We start from the raw sequence: 17,182 nt of genomic DNA, 5'->3' as shown, positions 1-17,182 counted from the left end.
CTTAATCTAATTTTTTTGATAATTTTTCTAATGCCTTTGCTGGGTTTTTCCCTTCGTATAAAATTTTATGTACGGCATTAATTATTGGTGCTTTTAATTGGTATTCTTCATTCATTATTGCAACACCTTTTGTTGCATAATAACCTTCGGCAACCATATTCATTTCTAAAATAGCAGATTTTACAGTATACCCTTTACCAATCATATTACCAAACATTCTATTTCTAGAGAAGAAAGAATAACCTGTAACCAATAAGTCCCCTAAATAAGCAGAATCATTAATTTTTCTTTTAACTGGACTTACAGTTTTTAAAATATGATTCATTTCTCTAATAGCATTACTCATTAAAACAGCCTGAAAATTATCTCCATAACCCAACCCATGCGCAATACCAGCTGCAATAGCATAAATATTTTTTAAAACAGCGCCAAATTCGGTTCCATGAATATCATTCGAAAGTTTTGTTTTAATAAAATTACATTCCAAACAATTCGCAATAACTTGTGCTTTCTCTTCTTCGTTTGCAGCAATTGTTAAATACGAAAGACGTTCCAAAGCAACTTCCTCTGCATGGCAAGGTCCACTAACTACTCCTAGTTGATTTTCATCAAGCTCAAATTTGTCTAATAAATATTGACCAACTAATTTATAATGATCAGGAATAATTCCCTTAATAGATGTTACAATAAATTTTCCTTTTAGTGAAACTGTTAGTTTACTTAAACAATCAGCAACATAAATAGACGGAACAACCAAAAATATGATGTCAGAATTACTTACAACTTCATTAATATCTGTTGAAATATTTAATTTTTCTGATTTAAACTCTACTCCTGTTAAATAATTAGGATTATGTTTATTACGCTCTAAATAACCTTTTACATATTCGTCTTTCACCCACCAATTAAAGGTTTCTAGGTTTTTACTCAACATTTTTGCAATTGCCGTAGCCCAACTTCCATTCCCTATTAATCCAACTTTTTGATTAGATAAATCCATCATAATTCATTTATTGTTCACACAAAGTTAATTAATTTATAACTTAGGTATTTTGAATTTAAAGAAAAGAACATCAATTTTGTAAAAATTTTAACGACTTGTACAAGAAATTATTTAGTGAGACCATTATTTATGGTATTGGCTCTATTTTACCGAGATTAATAATGTTTGCGCTAAATCCATTCATTATTGATAAAACATCAAATACCGATTTCTCTATTTTTGGGCAACTGTATGCAGCCGTTTCTTTCTTGAATGTTATTTTGACATTTGGTTTTGAAACTGCATTCTTTCGTTATGCTACAGAAGAAGGTTTATATCAAAAAGTACTTAATACTTCGTTTTGGTTTATGGTAATAACCTCTTCTACAATGATGGTTTTACTGTATCTATTTTTAGAACCATTAGCGGAATATGCAAATTATAAAGATAATCCCGAGTATTTATTATGGTTTGGTTGGATTGCTTTTTTTGACGCATTGTGTGTTATTCCTTTTGCTGTTCTACGTTTTAAAGGAAGACCTATTTTATATGCTGGAATTAAAGTTTTTCAAAATGTTTTTCAAGCAATTTTCACTATTGTTTTGTTATACTATGTTTCGAAAGAATTCATGGTAAATCTTGGTTTTAACAACACTATTTCTTACCCTTTCATAACCAATTTAATAGCAAGTATTCTTGGAATAATTTTATTAATTGGTGTAATAAGACATATACAATTTAAATTTGACAAGCCGTTATTTAAAACAATGTTTATGTACGGTTATCCAATTATGATAGCTGGTTTGGGATATATTCTGAATGAAAATTTTGATAAATTAGTTCAACGAAACCTTATTGATGAAGCTTCGGCTGGATCTTATGCAGCTTGTTATAAAATAGCAACATTAATGACATTGTTTGTTACAGCCTACAGAATGGGGATAGAACCATTCTTTTTTAAAGTAGCTAAAAAAGGAGATGCAAAGCAAACTTATGCAAATATCTTATTCTTTTTCAGTATTATTTGTAACATCGTAATCCTTGGAATTTTAGCAAACATACATTGGATTAAGAAAATATTTATTCCAGATTCTTCGTTTTGGTCAGCATTAGATATCGTACCAATTATTTTAATTGCGAATTTATTTTTCGGTATTTATTACAATTTATCTACTTGGTATAAAGTAACTGACAAAACGAATATAGGAACTGTAATATCATTAATTGGTGGAGCATTAACTGTTATTTTAAATCTTGTTCTGCTTCCTATTTATGGTTTTATAGCTTCGGCATGGATAACATTAATTGCTTACGGAATTATGATGGTGATTTCGTACATTTGGGGACAGAAAGTATATCCAATTCCTTATAAAGTGAATAAAATTGTACTTTATATGGGAGTTGCAATTGCACTTGCTTGGACAAATTATTTTATACTCAATTCTAATTTGATTATTGGTAATCTTATTCTAATCGCGTACATTGCATTTATTGCTTTCGCCGAACGTAATACATTAAAAAAATTAAGAAAATAAAACATGAAAGTAAAAGTAATCAACACTTCTAAACACGCTTTACCAGAATATAAAACAGCTTTATCTGCTGGAATGGATTTAACAGCGAATATTGAGGAGCCGATTGAATTAAAACCTTTAGAAAGAAGATTAATTCCTACTGGATTAAGTATTGAATTACCTGCTGGATACGAAGCACAAGTTCGTCCTAGAAGTGGAATGGCTTTAAAACATGGTTTAACTTGCCTTAATTCTCCTGGAACAATTGATGCTGATTACCGTGGAGAAATTGGTGTGATTTTAGCTAATGTCTCTAATGAAGCTTTTACTATTAATGACGGTGATCGCATTGCACAATTAGTTATTGCAAAACACGAAACGATAGAATGGCTTGAAACTGAAAACTTAAACGTAACAGAACGTGGAGCTGGAGGTTTCGGAAGCACAGGAAAACAATAAAAAACACAATCTTAACAATATACTCAAAAATGAAAATTATTATTCCAATGGCTGGACGTGGATCACGTTTACGCCCTCATACATTAACTACTCCAAAGCCTTTAATTCCAATTGCAGGTAAGCCAATTGTACACCGTTTAGTAGAAGACATTGCAAAAGTTAGTTCAGAACCAATCGACGAGATTGCCTTTGTAATTGGTGATTTCGGAGCAGAAGTTGAAGCTGATTTAATTGCTATTGCAGAAAAATTAGGTGCAAAAGGAACTATTTGTCATCAATTAGAACCTCTAGGAACTGCTCATTCTATTTGGATGGCAAAAGAAGCTTTAGAAGGTCCAGTTGTTGTTGCTTATGCTGACACATTATTCCGTGCAGATTTTAAACTTGACATGGAATCTGATGGGGTTGTTTGGGTAAAACAAGTCGAAAATCCGTCTGCTTTTGGAGTTGTAAAATTAGACGAAAACAATGTTATTTCAGATTTCGTTGAAAAACCAAAAGAATTTGTTTCAGATTTAGCTATTATTGGAATTTACTTTTTCCGTGATGGACAAAAGCTATATAAAGAAATTGAATATTTATTAGAAAATGATATTCAAAAAGGTGGAGAATATCAATTAACTGACGCATTAGAAAATATGCGTGCTGCTGGAGATAAATTTACACTTGGTAAAGTTGATGAATGGATGGATTGCGGAAATAAAGCAGTTACAGTTGATACAAATACAAGAGTTTTAAATTTAGATAAAGAAGATTTTAAAGCAATTCCTGCTTCAGCAAAAATTGAAAACTCATTAATTATTGAGCCATGTTTTATTGGTGAAAATGTAGAAATTAAAAACTCTAAAGTTGGACCATTTGTTTCTATTGGAAATGGAACAATTGTTGAAAACTCTAACATAGACAATAGTTTAATTCAAGAAAATTCTAAAATTTTTCACGCTAATTTATCAGATACAATGATTGGAAATCATGCCAAATATTATGGTGTATCTCGTAGCGTAAGTTTAGGTGATTACTCTGAATTAGATTTCAAATCTCACGAAGCATAAAAATTATGATAAAGAAATTAACGTATATCTTTTGTTTAGGACTTATTACAACTGCTTGTACAACACAAAAAGTTGCAAAAGTTGATGATAAAAATGCCGAAGTTGTATCAGCTTCAGCTAAAATCATTCAGCAAACTCTTGCTAAAAAATCAGCATTTAAAGATTTAACTATAAAAGCAAAAGTTGTTGCAGATTTAGAAGGAATGTCTGGAGATGTAAATGCGACTATTGCAATAAAAAATGAACAAAAGATATGGGTTAATGCAACAAAGTTTGGTATAACAGGAGCACGCGCTCAATTTACACCAACTGGTTTTGCAGCTTTTGAAAAATTAGGTGGAACTTATTATGAAGGGGATTTTTCTCTTGCTAATAAATTATTAAAAGTTGATTTTATAGATTATCAAAAACTACAAAATCTATTAGTAGGAAAAGTTTTTGTAGATTTAAATCCTGTAGATTATACTGCAAATTTTTCGGATAATAAATATACTATTACTTACAACGAAAACGAAGCAATTAAAGCTGCTCCAAAAGAAGGAAAGTACATTCAAACTTATGTTTTTGACAATGGATTTCGTCTTACAGAAGCACATTTAAAAGATCCGAAACGAAATATTGAAATAGATTTAGCCTATGATAATTGGGTAAAGGCGGGAGAAGAAGAATTTCCAAAAAATGTTAAAATTTTTATAAAAGATAAAAAAACGCGTCAAATAGACTTGGAATATAATAGTTTTACGTTTCAGGAAACGAACACACCGTTCTCAATTCCAGCTGGATATAAGAAAAAAGAAATAAAATAATGAAGTTTGTTTTATCAACTATATTTTTAACGCTTTCATTATCAATGTTTGCACAAGTTCCTTACAACAAAGCGAACTTACAAAAACAAAATGCTCAGCTTAAAAAAGAAATTATAAACTTAAATAAACAACTTGAAGTTAATAAACGTAACTCGAAGTTAAATGTTGGCTATGTACAGAACTTGACAAAGAAAATTCAAGTTCAGACAAAGCTTGTTGGCAATTTAACAAAAGAGAAACGATTTATTGAAGACGAAATTTATTTAACTCAATTGGAGATTAATAAACTTTCACGCGAGTTAGTTGAATTAAAAAAAGATTATAAGCAAGTGTTAGTACGTGCTTATAAAAATAAATCTGTAGAAAATAAACTACTTTTCGTACTGTCTTCTAAAAGTTTAGGAGAAGCTTATCGTCGTATAAAATATTTAGAAAAATACTCACAATTTCAGTTAGGTCAAGCGAATGAAATTATTGGTAAGCAAACTGATATTCAAAGTAAAAAAGCGAAGAAAGAAAAAGCAAAAGACGAAAAAGAAAAAGTTCTTTCTCAACAAGTTCTATTCAGTCAGAATTTAGAAAAAGAGCGTTTAGCGAAAGAAAAAGCTGTTGAAGAGTTTCATAAAAATGAAGGTGTAATTGCTGCAGAAATAAACGAAAAAGCCTCTCAACAAAGACAAATCGACGCGAAGATTAAAGAAATTATTGAAGAAGAAATTCGACAAGCAAAAATACGTGCAGAAAAAGATTTAAAAGATTGGAACGAAGCCAAGCGTGGTAACTCAATTGCATCTTACAACGAATATTTACGTACAAACCCTAAAGGAGATTACGCTAAATCTGCTAGAACAGCTATTCTAAGAATAGAAAATGATGCTAAAGCATGGAATATTGCCCGTTCAGCGCATACTAAGCAAGCTTACCAATCTTATTTAACTCATCATCCACAAGGTAGTTTTGTTTCTACAGCTAAAACTGAGATTTCAAAATTTGAGCAACTAGAACGTGAAGCAGAAGCAGAACGTCAACGTATAATTGCTCAACGTAAAGCGGAAGAAGAAGCAAGATTAAATGCACAGAAAGAAGCAAATGCTCAAAAAATTGCAGAAGCAAAAGCGGAAGCAGAGCGTAAAGCAAAAATAGAAGCAGAACAAAAAGTTGTAACGAAAGTTCCAGAAAAAGAACGTGTTGTTAAAGTTGACGCAGTAAAACCTGCTGAAACATTCTCTGAACGTCCAGATTCTGAAGGAATTTCTGGTGAGTTTTCATCGAATAAAGGTCGTTTACCATGGCCTGTAGATCGTGGAACTGTTGTTAGTAGATTTGGATCTAATTCGCATCCTATCTTATCTAACATTACAACTGTAAACAGTGGTGTAGATATTTCTACTTATCGTGGAGCACATGCACGTGCAGTTTATGAAGGTGTTGTACAAGCAGTAATGAGTGTTTCTGGAACTGGAAAAGCAGTTTTAGTAAAACATGGATCTTATTACTCTGTATATACTAACTTATCTAGCGTAAGCGTGTCTAAAGGTGATGATGTAAAACGTGGTCAATCTTTAGGTATTATTTATACTACAGCAGAAGGAGAAACAGTTATGAATTTCCAAGTTTGGAGTGGAACAACAAAACAAAATCCTGCTTCTTGGGTAGCAGGAATGTAATAAATAAATTATATATTTGCATTAAAATCAATTCAGTATGGGATTAGGAGGAAAAGAGTGGATAGTAATCATTTTAGTTGTATTACTATTGTTCGGGGGTAAAAAAATTCCTGAATTAATGCGCGGATTAGGTTCTGGTTTGAACGAATTTAAGAAGGCTACTCGCGAAGACAACAAAACAGAAGAAACTACTTCTGATAAAAAAGAAAATTAAAATCTAATTTTAATTAAAATACAAAAGCATTGTAATTGAAGAAATTTTGAATACAATGCTTTTACTATATAAATAAAACTTTAAAATGAAATTTACAGATAAAGCTTGGTCGATTTTTAATCAAAGTATTAACGACTATCATAAACATGATGATGTGAATCGTCAAATTGAAAATCCATATAGTGAGGAAGATTTAATTTCTCATTTATTATACAAAAAAAATTGGATTGATACTGTACAATGGCACTTAGAGGATATTATTCGTGATCCACAAATTGATCCTGTTGAAGCTTTAAGCCTTAAACGTTGGATTGATAAATCTAACCAAGAGCGTACAGACATGGTAGAGTATGTTGACAGCTGGTTTTTACAACAATATGCGAATGTAGAAGTAAAATCTGATGCAACTTATAATACAGAATCTCCTGCTTGGGCGATAGATCGTTTTTCTATTTTATCGTTAAAAGTTTATCACATGAAACAAGAAGCTGAACGTACAGATGCAACACCTGAACACAAAGCAGCTTGTCAAACTAAATTAGATGTTTTAAATCAACAACACCAAGATTTATCTATTGCGATAGAAGAATTATTGGCTGATTTTGAGGCTGGAAAAAAATACATGAAAGTGTATAAACAAATGAAAATGTATAATGACGAGGATTTAAATCCTGTTCTTTACGCAAACAAGAAATAATACATATAATAACAATATATAGAAAGCCATTTCACATTTTGAAATGGCTTTTTTTTGTGTTTTATAACAAAATAAATATTTTATCACTATTTGGTTGAAATGATGTAAAAATTATTAAAAATAAAGGTAAATTTAGCATTACAGAAAAACAATTAGCACATGATAAAAAATAACTTAAAATTTATTCTTTTCGGATTAAGTCTTTGCAGTGTAATTGCAAACGGTCAAGAAAAGAATAAATACGATTATCAAGAAGCATTTAAACCATTTTTTTACCAGAACAACGCGACTGAAACACGCTCTGCAAATGGGAATCCAGGGCATAATTATTGGCAAAATAGAGCCGATTATCATTTAAATGTAAGTTTAAATGAAGCAAAAAATGAATTAACTGGAACATCTGAAATTACTTATACAAACAATAGTTTTGATAATTTAGACTTTTTATGGTTACAATTGGATCAGAATTTATTTAATAAAGATTCTAGAGGTAATGCTTTAATTCCATCATCAGGAAGTAGATATGGTGAAGCTGGAAATGAATTTGATGGAGGATACAAAATAAAATCTGTTCAGATTGATGGAAAACAAGCAAAGTATACAATCTCTGATACAAGAATGCAAATTGATTTAGCAAATGAGTTAAAAGCACGTGGAGGAAAAGTAAAAATTAAAATAGAATATTCATTTGTTGCTCCTAATTATGGAGCTGATAGAATGGGTATTGAGCCAACAAAAAATGGTAAGATTTTTACAATGGCACAATGGTTTCCAAGAATGGCTGTATATGATGATATTATGGGATGGAATACATTACCATATTTAGGTGCTGGTGAATTCTATTTAGAATATGGTGACATTACTGCAAATATTACAGTTCCTGCTAATCATTATGTCGTTGCTTCTGGAGAATTATTAAACGAAAGAGATGTTTATTCTAAAGAAGAAGTTAATCGTTGGAATCAAGCTAGAAATAGTGAAAAAACTGTTATCATCCATTCTTCGGAAGAAGTGAATAAAGCAGACAAAACTGCGACTGATAAAACTAAAACATGGAAATTTAAAATTGAAAATACTCGCGATTTTGCATGGGCTTCTTCTACAGCATTTATTTTAGATGCTGCTCGAATAGATTTACCAAGTGGTAAAAAGTCTTTGGCAATTTCTGCCTATCCTGTAGAAAGTGATGGTAAAGAAGCATGGGGAAGATCTACAGAATATACAAAAACAACTATAGAACATTATTCTAAACAATGGTTTGAATATCCTTATCCAGCAGCTGTAAATGTTGCAGGAAATGAAGGTGGAATGGAATATCCTGGAATTGTATTTTGCCACATGCGATCAAGAGGTGAAGGTTTATGGGGCGTTACAGACCATGAATTTGGACACATTTGGTTTCCTATGATTGTTGGTTCTAACGAACGTGTACATGGATGGATGGACGAAGGCTTTAATACTTTTATTAATGCTATTTCTAAAAAGAATTTTAATAATGGTGAATATTACAAAAAACAATCTTTACAAAGAATGTCAAATTCTTTTTTTAGCGATGCTTTAGAACCTATTACAACTCAACCAGACAATATGAGAGAACGTAACATTGGTGCGTTATTGTATTATAAACCAGGAGCAGGAATGACAATCTTAAGAGAAACAATCTTAGGAGAAGAAAAATTTGACAAAGCCTTAAGAAGTTATATTAAGAATTGGGCGTTTAAACACCCTACACCAGAAGATTTCTTTAGAACAATGGAAAATGTTTCTGGAGAAGAATTATCTTGGTTTTGGAGAGGTTGGTTCTTAAATAAATGGACAATTGACCAAGGGATTACAAGTGCAAAATATGTGAATGGTAGTTATAAAAATGGTGTAATTGTGAAAGTAGAAAACTTTGGACAATTACCTATTCCTACAACTGTACAAGTAAACTTTAATGATGGAACTTCTAAGGAGGTTAAGCTTCCTATAGAAGTATGGAAACGAAATACAGAATGGTCTTTTAAAATAAATTCTACAAAAGAAATTACAACGATAAAATTAGATCCTAACGGTGCTATTCCTGATACGAATACTGAAAACAATGTTTTTAATATGTCAAAAAAAAACGATTAGAGAAAGTAAATCTTAAGGAGTATGAAGGAACTTACACAAGCGAGAAGTTTAATTCTGATTTAGTTTTAAAAGAAGTAAATAACAGCTTAAGTTTATCTTTTAATGGAGATAATTTGACGTTGGACTATAATGGAGATAATACATTCATTTTTGACGAAAATGAAAGTGAGATTAAAATCATTTTTGCAAAAGATAAAAAGTCTTTTGTGGTTGAAGAAAACGGACAAAAAACAGAATTTAAAAGAAAGTAATTTTTAATAATCAAGTTCTTTCGAAGAGTTAGATAAAAACAAAAACCACTTCAATAGAAGTGGTTTTTATTTATAATTTAATATGATTATTTAGTTTCCGGTTTTAAATATAAATCGAAATAATCTGTAATTTTTTGCATTAAATGAACACGGTCTTTTCCACGAACATTATGTTCATGTCCTGGATAAATGAAGTAGTCCATTTGTACACCATTTTTAACAGCTTCTCTGATAAAATTCACAGAATGTTGCCAAACTACAACATTGTCTTGTGCACCATGAATCATTAATAATTTTCCTTTTAGGTCTTTTACTCTATTTATTAAGTTAGTTTGTTTATAACCTTCTGGATTGTCTTGTGGCGATTCCATGTAGCGTTCTGTGTACATAATTTCGTACTGTGTCCAATCTAAAACTGGTCCTCCAGCAACACCAACTTTAAAAACGTCTGGTTTACGTAACATAAAAGATGTTGTCATAAATCCTCCATAACTCCATCCGTGGATACCCATTCTTTCTGCATCTACAAAAGGTAAAGATTTTAAATACTCCACTCCTTTCATTTGATCGTTCATTTCGGTTGTTGCAGCATTTGCATGAATAGCTTGTTCAAATTTTAAACCTCTATTAGCAGATCCTCGCCCATCCATTGTAAATACAACGTAACCTTTTTCAGCCAAATGATCGTACCAAAGATTTCCTGTTGCAGGGAAACGATTAGTAATTAATTGCGCATGTGGACCGTTATATAAATAAACAATTACTGGATATTTCTTTGATTGATCAAAATTCGTTGGATAGATTAATTTACCATATAAATCTGTTCCATCATCAGCTTTTAATGTTACATTTTCAACTTTCGCTGTATTGTAATTGATTAAAGGATTTTTTGCTGTTAATAAGTTTTGTTTAAACTTTCCTTTCGTATCTAAAACTTCTATTTTTCTAGGAATATCATCACTACTCCAGTTATCTAGTGCGAACTCTCCGTTAGATGATACAGCAACATTATGTGTACCAGATTCTGTCGTTATTTTACGTAATTTACCATTCTCCCAATTTACAGCATATAAATGACGATCTTTTGCAGAATCTTTTGTTGTCATAATTAACAACTCTTTTTTCTTTGCATTTTCACCCACAATATCTGTAACGATCCAATCTCCTTTTGTTATTTGATTGATTAATTTACCATTTGCATCAAAACGATAAAGGTGCATAAAACCATCTCGTTGAGACCACCAAATAAATTCATTTGACTTTCCTGAAACGAAATATAATTCGTGTTGAGGCTCTACATATTTATCATTATCCTCTTTGAACAATGTTTTGATTAATTTACCAGACGTTGCATCGTATTGGTTTAATTCTAAATGCTTTTGGTTACGAGATAATATCCCGATATAAATAAATTTCTCATCTGGTGACCATGTAACAGAAGTTAAATAATGGTCAACCTCTGGTTGTGTTTCTAAGAAAATTGTTTTCTGAGATGTTGGGTTGTAAACTCCTAACGTTACAGTATGATTTTTTGTTCCAGCAAATGGATATTTAATATTTTTATTAATTGCTGGTTGTACAGACCAATCAATAATTGGATAATCTGTAACTACTGTCTGATCCATTCTATAAAAAGCAACTAAATTTCCTTTTGGTGAAATATAAATTCCTTTGTGAATCCCAAATTCATTTTGGTGAACAGATTTTCCATTTACAATTTCATATTTTCCATCTTTGGTAATTTGATGTGTTTTACCTGCTTTATCAACAAAAAATAAATTGTTATCAACCACATAACCAACTTGATTATTTGTTGCATCAAGCTCTACGTTTTCTGCATTTTCTGGCAATGATAACCAATCTTTTTGTTCACCAGTAATCGTAATAGTTTTATATCCTGTTTTACTTGTAAAATAAGCTTGTTTCTCATTTATCCAATTAAGAGAAGGTATACGTTTGTTCTCAAATTGAGAGCTTCTAAAAATTGTATCTGTTTTTAACGAAGGAACTTCTTTTTTAATTAAAGCTTCTCCATAAGCAGTTTTTACATTTTGTGTATACGCATTTTGATTCGGAATCCATTGAATTTGATTTAAGTTCTCAATTCTTAAATTAGTACCTAAACCAAGGACAGCCTCTTCCATCGTAATATCTTTCTTCTGCGCAAATAAACTTGCACTCAAAAGAAGAGAACTGAATAAAATTGTGTTTTTCATGTGTGAGTTTTTATTTCAAATGAAGCTCAAGAGCTTCTAAATTTTTCTTTTCGTTTCCAATAAAAATTTTATCTCCGTCAACGACAACTGGACGTTTTAGAAAAGTATAATCTGATAAAATATAATTTTTTATTTCTTCTTCAGATAATTCTACATCTTTTAAACCTAGTTTTTTGTAATTCTGAGCTCTGCGAGAAAAAAGTGCTTCATAACTTCCTGCTAAATTTTTCATCTCTTCTAAATCTTCTTCAGTTATTGCAGTAGATTTTATTTCGTGTAAGTCAAAACCTGTAAAATCTAATTCTTTCATTATTCGCTTACACGTATCACAAGTTTTTAAAAAAAATACTTTTTTCATCTTAAAAATTCTTTGGTCTGTAAATATAGTAAGAGCCAAATTAAAAACCTTAATAATTAAACTCAGCTATTTTTTATAATTGAAATTATTTTTTAGCTATTACAGTTTAGTGTTTTTTGAATAATAAGCGTGATTTTGTTAAAAATCCGCCTTTTGTATAATCTTGTACTATTTTTTTTATAGTTTTGAATTACAACAAACTCAAAAAACAATTTATTATGAAAGCAAATCTAACACTACTTGCTTTAGCCCTCTTAACAAACACCTATGCACAAGTAGGTATTAATACTTCTAATCCTACATCTTCTTTAGACGTAAATGGTAATGCAAGGGTAAGACAAATAGACGATTTAACTGAAACGCCAGAATACCTTTTGACAGCCGATGAACAAGGAAATATTAAAAAAGTTGAAACAAGCATAGTCAATAATGGTACTCCTGCAAGTTACTCTCCTAAAATGGCTGGTATATTCAGGTTAACTACTGATGTTACTTGCTCTACTTGTGACAGAAGGATTATTCCATTTAACCAAAATGTTGTATCGAATGATGAGTACTTACAAATAAATAGTAATGGAGTTTACACTATATTATCATCTGGATTATATCAATTTACAGTACAAGTTGGTGTAAATAGTGTTACAGCCAATTCAGATATTATTATTGGAATTCTAAATACATCTGGTAATTGGATTGGTAGAGCTACTTTTTCTACATCAAACACAAATAGACAATTTAGAGTTTATACTACAACTCTACAATTTAACGAAGGAGATAGATTTTCTGTTGGTATAAATATGACAACTGGTTCTGTACAGGGAACACAAACAGGAACTACAGGTAATGGAAATGTCACCAATTTCTCTGTTGTAAAGTATTAATTTACTACATCATATTTTTAACGAGATAGTTTTTTATCAAATTCTTATATAATTTGATAAAAAACTATCTTTGCTTTATGGAAGAAACAAATTTGTTACGATTGAATAAATACATTAGTGATAGTGGAATTTGTTCTAGAAGAGAAGCAGATCAATACATAGAAAAGCGCGCTGTTTTAATTAATGGTAGAGTTGCAAAGGTTGGTCAGCATGTAAAAGCAACAGATATTGTAATGGTAAACGGTATTGTTATTGAGCCAAAGGCAAAAGAGAATGCGGCATACATCATGTTAAACAAACCTGTTGGAGTTACTTGTACTACAGATTCTTCTGATCCTGATAATATTGTTGACTATCTTTCTTTCGGAGAAAGAATTTTTCCTATTGGTCGATTAGATAAAGATTCGCAAGGATTAATATTATTAACAAGTGATGGTGATATTGTAAATAAAATTCTTCGAGCAGGAAATAATCACGAAAAAGAATATATCGTAACAGTTGATAAAACAGTTACCGATGATTTTTGTAGCAAAATGGCTAACGGAGTTCCTATTTTAGGACAAGTTACCAAAAAGTGTAAAATAGAGAAAATCAATTCTAATTCGTTCCGGATTACTTTAATTCAAGGTCTTAATAGACAAATTAGACGTATGTGCGAATATTTTGGATATGGTGTAAAGAAATTAGAACGTGTTCGTGTAATGAATCTTACATTAAATATTCCGGTTGGACAACACAGAGATCTAACCCAAGAAGAGTTGTCTGAATTAAATCGTTTGACAAAAGATTCTGAAAAACATATTGAAAAGAAATCATCTAGTCAACCAAAAAAGAAAAAGCCTACCGAAATTTCTCCAAATTTTAAAGACTCAAAAGGTAAAATGATTCAGAAAAAAGGAGCAAAAAAATCTTCTAGCTCATCAGCTAGGGTCGGAAAAAGTAATCCAAATAAACCAAAAGGAGGAAAAAGAAGATAAATTTTGATTAATTCTTCGTTTCATTTTAAATCTATCGAAAAACATATAAAATGTTTCGACAGGCTCAACATGACAGATGATTAAAAACTATTGAATAAAATAATTAGTTTTAACAACTTCATATATAAAAACAAACAACCTCGAAGAATCTTCGAGGTTGTTTTATAAATTTTAATTTCTTAATTAATCTAATGTTGGAAACTTGAATGATGAATCATCTTTGTCATCATCACGAGACTTTCTTCTTTTTTGTGTTTCTTCTTCTTTTTGTATCTGATGTTCATTTAATTGATGAGCAGCAGTAAAAGATGTAACCATTGTATTCAACATTTCCGAAGCTGCTGTAGGAGAATTAGGTAAAAGCACTAATTTACTACCAGACTTCTCTCCTATAGATTGTAATGTATCATAATGTTGTGTAACAACAATTAATGCAGATGCTTCTTGCGAAGTAATTCCAGCTCCATTTAAAACATCTACAGATTCTAAAAGTCCCTTAGCAATTTCTCTTCTTTGGTCTGCAATACCTTGTCCTTGTAAACGCTTAGACTCTGCTTCTGCTCTTGCCTTTTCTACAATTAAAATTCTCGCAGCATCTCCTTCATATTGTGCTGCTAATTTTTCACGCTCAGCGGCATTAATGCGGTTCATAGCATGTTTTACTTGTTCATCTGGGTCAATATCTGTCACTAAAGTTTTAATAATCTCGTAACCATAAGAATTCATGGCTTCTTGTAACTCTCCTTTTACTGCTATAGCAATATCATCTTTTTTCTCAAAAACATCATCTAAGCGAAGTTTAGGAACCTCAGCACGGACAACATCAAATACAAAAGAGGTGATTTGTGTAAATGGATTATCTAGCTTATAAAAAGCATCATATACTTGTGTTTTGATGACTTGGTATTGTACAGAAACTTTTAATCGTACAAACACATCATCTTTTGTTTTAGTTTCTACAACAACATCTAATTGTTGAATTTTTAAAGACATTTTTCCTGCAATTTTATCCACAACTGGAATTTTAAATTGTAAACCAGGATTACGTACGCTATTAAATTTACCAAAACGCTCTATGATAACTGCTGTTTGTTGCTTAACTGTAAAAATGAAAAGGAATAAAATAATGATTCCAATAAAAAGTAGAATTCCTAAGAAAGGTCCCATAGTAAATAGTTTAATAATTGTTGGCTTAAGATACGGAAAAAATATTAGACTTGTATTTGAAACAAAAAAGGAATGTTGTTATAACATTCCTAATTCAAATTTTGCTTCTTCACTCATCATATCTCTCTCCCATGGTGGTTCGAAAGTTATTTCTACGTAACATTTAGATACGTACTCTATTTCTTCTACTCGTTGTTCTACTTCTCTTGGTAAAGTTTCTGCTACAGGACAATTAGGTGATGTTAAAGACATCGTAACCTTTACTTCTCCATCTGAATTCACCTGAGCATCGTAAATCAAACCTAGTTCATATATATCAACTGGAATTTCTGGATCGTAGACAGATTTAAACTTCTCTACTAACTTTTCTCCAATCGAATCTAATTGTTCTTCTGTTAATGCCATTGTTATCAACTCTAATTCTATACAAATGTACAAATACTTTATGGGGCATAAAATTTTTATAAATAACTATTTTTAATGAGTTAAAATAATAAATCTATTATATAAGAAAATCGCTCCTCTAGAGAATCTAGAAAAGCGATTTTACAAACACGAAGAACTTTTTATAAAAAAGTTTTTATTGTGATTAGGCTTTTATTAGAAACCTACTGTCCATCCTTTAGACCACTCTGGTTGAGCAGTTCCATTTCCAGCTCCTGTTGCTGTAGCACTTTCTGTGAAAACTTTAGATACGTCTACAGTTGTACCTGCTGTATTTTTACCAACAGATTTTGTTGTAACATTTTCAAATTTAACGTTAGTAGCTTTTAACTTACCAGAAGTTATAGCAGCAATAGACTCGTCATGTTGAATATCAAATCCAACTTGCCAGTTACTTAATACAACATTATCTAATTTTCCTTCAGAACCTACTCTTAATTTAACTGCTTGGAATTCTCCACCTGCACTTACACTTCCAGCTCCAATTAAAGTAATACCATTAATTGTTGGGTTAGAAATTGGTTGTGCTAAATGGTTATTAGAGTTATTATCTGCTTCTATACCACGGTTACCTCCGTTTGTTCTTTTTCCGTATAAGCTAGTTGCAGTACCAACCCAACCTTCAGTCCAGTCAAATAAATCATCTCCAACAAAATTAGTATCAGCATTTAAAACAACTAAGTTTTTAACGTCGTTTGTTCCTCCAAACCACTCAAAACCGTCATCTGAACTTTCATATACTTGTACATTCTCTACTTTAGTACCTTTACCAACACCAAAGAAAGATAAACCATTAAATTCTTTATCTGCATTGTAAGCAAAACCTGGATACTCAATTCTTAAATAAGTAATAGATCCTGAACTATCATTTACATCTGTACCACCGTAAGCTAAATCACCACCAACTTCAGAAGTTGCAGTAGTTCCTTTATTAATTGGTGCTCTACCAGCTAATACTAAACCTCCCCATTTTCCTGGTTGTTTAACATCAGCAGTCATTACAACTGGACTAGTAGCTGTACCTTCTACAAATATTTTTCCTCCTTGTGCAACAGAGATAAATCTTACTTCTCCATATGCAGTATCAGAACTTGGTGCAGTAGCTTCTATTCTAACTCCTGGTTTAATTCTTAAAGTAGCTCCATTTCTTACGATTAAGCTTCCTGTTAATTTATAAGTTCCAGACTCTAAAATTACTTCTCCAGATTTAATTTCACCTTTTAAATCGTTTCTGTTTACTACGAAATCAGAAGGATTTGGATTTTCTACTGAAGAATTATCATCACTAGAACAAGAAATAGCAGTTGTAGCTACAGTTCCTGTTAATAATGCTAAAGTTAATAATCTAAAAATTGATTTTTTCATGTTTTTTGTTTTTATGT

17 protein-coding genes are annotated in these 17,182 nt (G+C 31.0%); 11 read left to right on the top strand and 6 right to left on the bottom strand.

The window, feature by feature from the left end; translation table 11 throughout:
• Nucleotide 1 precedes the first annotated feature (1 nt).
• Nucleotides 2-1,003, bottom strand: a complete 1,002-nt coding sequence (locus BUA86_RS09520) for an NAD(P)H-dependent glycerol-3-phosphate dehydrogenase (protein ID WP_072932179.1) — start codon at nucleotides 1,001-1,003, stop codon at nucleotides 2-4.
• Nucleotides 1,004-1,098: 95 nt separating this feature from the next.
• On the opposite strand from BUA86_RS09520, the gene BUA86_RS09515 reads away from it, so the two are divergent.
• From BUA86_RS09515 to BUA86_RS16355, 9 genes are all read left to right on the top strand, one after another.
• The gene (locus BUA86_RS09515; protein ID WP_072932177.1) at nucleotides 1,099-2,517 is read left to right on the top strand and encodes a lipopolysaccharide biosynthesis protein; all 1,419 of its coding nucleotides are present in this window, start codon (nucleotides 1,099-1,101) and stop codon (nucleotides 2,515-2,517) included.
• Nucleotides 2,518-2,520: 3 nt separating this feature from the next.
• Entirely contained in the window at nucleotides 2,521-2,955 is a 435-nt protein-coding gene (gene dut / locus BUA86_RS09510; RefSeq protein WP_072932175.1) for a dUTP diphosphatase, read from the top strand.
• Between the two features lie 29 nt (nucleotides 2,956-2,984).
• Complete coding sequence (locus tag BUA86_RS09505; protein ID WP_072932173.1) at nucleotides 2,985-4,007, top strand: sugar phosphate nucleotidyltransferase; 1,023 nt, start codon at nucleotides 2,985-2,987, stop codon at nucleotides 4,005-4,007.
• Nucleotides 4,008-4,012: 5 nt separating this feature from the next.
• Nucleotides 4,013-4,813 carry a lipoprotein insertase outer membrane protein LolB1 gene (lolB1, locus tag BUA86_RS09500; protein WP_072932171.1) on the top strand — a complete coding sequence of 267 codons (801 nt, stop codon included), beginning with the start codon at nucleotides 4,013-4,015 and terminating at the stop codon, nucleotides 4,811-4,813.
• Nucleotides 4,813-6,480, top strand: a complete 1,668-nt coding sequence (locus BUA86_RS09495) for a murein hydrolase activator EnvC family protein (RefSeq protein ID WP_229731732.1) — start codon at nucleotides 4,813-4,815, stop codon at nucleotides 6,478-6,480. Before lolB1 ends, BUA86_RS09495 begins: the two co-directional genes overlap by 1 nt.
• Before the next feature lie 37 nt (nucleotides 6,481-6,517).
• Complete coding sequence (gene tatA, locus BUA86_RS09490) at nucleotides 6,518-6,694, top strand: twin-arginine translocase TatA/TatE family subunit (RefSeq protein ID WP_072932169.1); 177 nt, start codon at nucleotides 6,518-6,520, stop codon at nucleotides 6,692-6,694.
• 85 nt (nucleotides 6,695-6,779) lie between these two features.
• Nucleotides 6,780-7,391 carry a DUF4254 domain-containing protein gene (locus BUA86_RS09485; RefSeq protein ID WP_072932168.1) on the top strand — a complete coding sequence of 204 codons (612 nt, stop codon included), beginning with the start codon at nucleotides 6,780-6,782 and terminating at the stop codon, nucleotides 7,389-7,391.
• A gap of 159 nt (nucleotides 7,392-7,550) precedes the next feature.
• Nucleotides 7,551-9,506, top strand: coding sequence for a M1 family metallopeptidase (locus BUA86_RS09480; RefSeq protein WP_072932167.1), 1,956 nt, complete (start codon nucleotides 7,551-7,553; stop codon nucleotides 9,504-9,506).
• Between the two features lie 119 nt (nucleotides 9,507-9,625).
• Entirely contained in the window at nucleotides 9,626-9,757 is a 132-nt protein-coding gene (locus BUA86_RS16355) for a hypothetical protein (protein ID WP_262891202.1), read from the top strand.
• 86 nt (nucleotides 9,758-9,843) lie between these two features.
• Here the strand turns inward: BUA86_RS16355 and BUA86_RS09475 are convergent, their stop codons facing one another.
• Both BUA86_RS09475 and BUA86_RS09470 read right to left on the bottom strand, forming a co-directional pair.
• A complete protein-coding gene (locus BUA86_RS09475; protein ID WP_072932166.1) occupies nucleotides 9,844-11,973 on the bottom strand; it encodes a S9 family peptidase in 2,130 nt (709 codons plus the stop codon).
• Nucleotides 11,974-11,983: 10 nt separating this feature from the next.
• On the bottom strand, nucleotides 11,984-12,331 hold the full coding sequence (locus tag BUA86_RS09470; RefSeq protein WP_072932165.1) for an arsenate reductase family protein: 348 nt from the start codon (nucleotides 12,329-12,331) through the stop codon (nucleotides 11,984-11,986).
• Between the two features lie 218 nt (nucleotides 12,332-12,549).
• Between BUA86_RS09470 and BUA86_RS09465 the strand changes: the two genes are divergently transcribed.
• Both BUA86_RS09465 and rluF read left to right on the top strand, forming a co-directional pair.
• Nucleotides 12,550-13,212, top strand: a complete 663-nt coding sequence (locus BUA86_RS09465) for a hypothetical protein (RefSeq protein ID WP_072932164.1) — start codon at nucleotides 12,550-12,552, stop codon at nucleotides 13,210-13,212.
• Between the two features lie 77 nt (nucleotides 13,213-13,289).
• Nucleotides 13,290-14,189, top strand: coding sequence for a 23S rRNA pseudouridine(2604) synthase RluF (rluF, locus tag BUA86_RS09460; RefSeq protein ID WP_072932163.1), 900 nt, complete (start codon nucleotides 13,290-13,292; stop codon nucleotides 14,187-14,189).
• Between the two features lie 183 nt (nucleotides 14,190-14,372).
• Here the strand turns inward: rluF and BUA86_RS09455 are convergent, their stop codons facing one another.
• From BUA86_RS09455 to BUA86_RS09445, 3 genes are all read right to left on the bottom strand, one after another.
• Nucleotides 14,373-15,356, bottom strand: coding sequence for an SPFH domain-containing protein (locus tag BUA86_RS09455; RefSeq protein WP_072932162.1), 984 nt, complete (start codon nucleotides 15,354-15,356; stop codon nucleotides 14,373-14,375).
• 78 nt (nucleotides 15,357-15,434) lie between these two features.
• Nucleotides 15,435-15,761, bottom strand: a complete 327-nt coding sequence (locus tag BUA86_RS09450) for an iron-sulfur cluster assembly protein (protein WP_072932160.1) — start codon at nucleotides 15,759-15,761, stop codon at nucleotides 15,435-15,437.
• A gap of 195 nt (nucleotides 15,762-15,956) precedes the next feature.
• Nucleotides 15,957-17,165 (bottom strand): hypothetical protein, encoded by a 1,209-nt coding sequence (locus BUA86_RS09445; protein WP_072932158.1) that lies wholly within the window; start codon nucleotides 17,163-17,165, stop codon nucleotides 15,957-15,959.
• Nucleotides 17,166-17,182 lie beyond the last annotated feature (17 nt).

Origin of the sequence: Chishuiella changwenlii, assembly GCF_900142565.1 — a bacterium.
Taxonomy (GTDB): domain Bacteria; phylum Bacteroidota; class Bacteroidia; order Flavobacteriales; family Weeksellaceae; genus Empedobacter; species Empedobacter changwenlii.
This window is presented reverse-complemented; position numbering and strand designations above follow the sequence as displayed.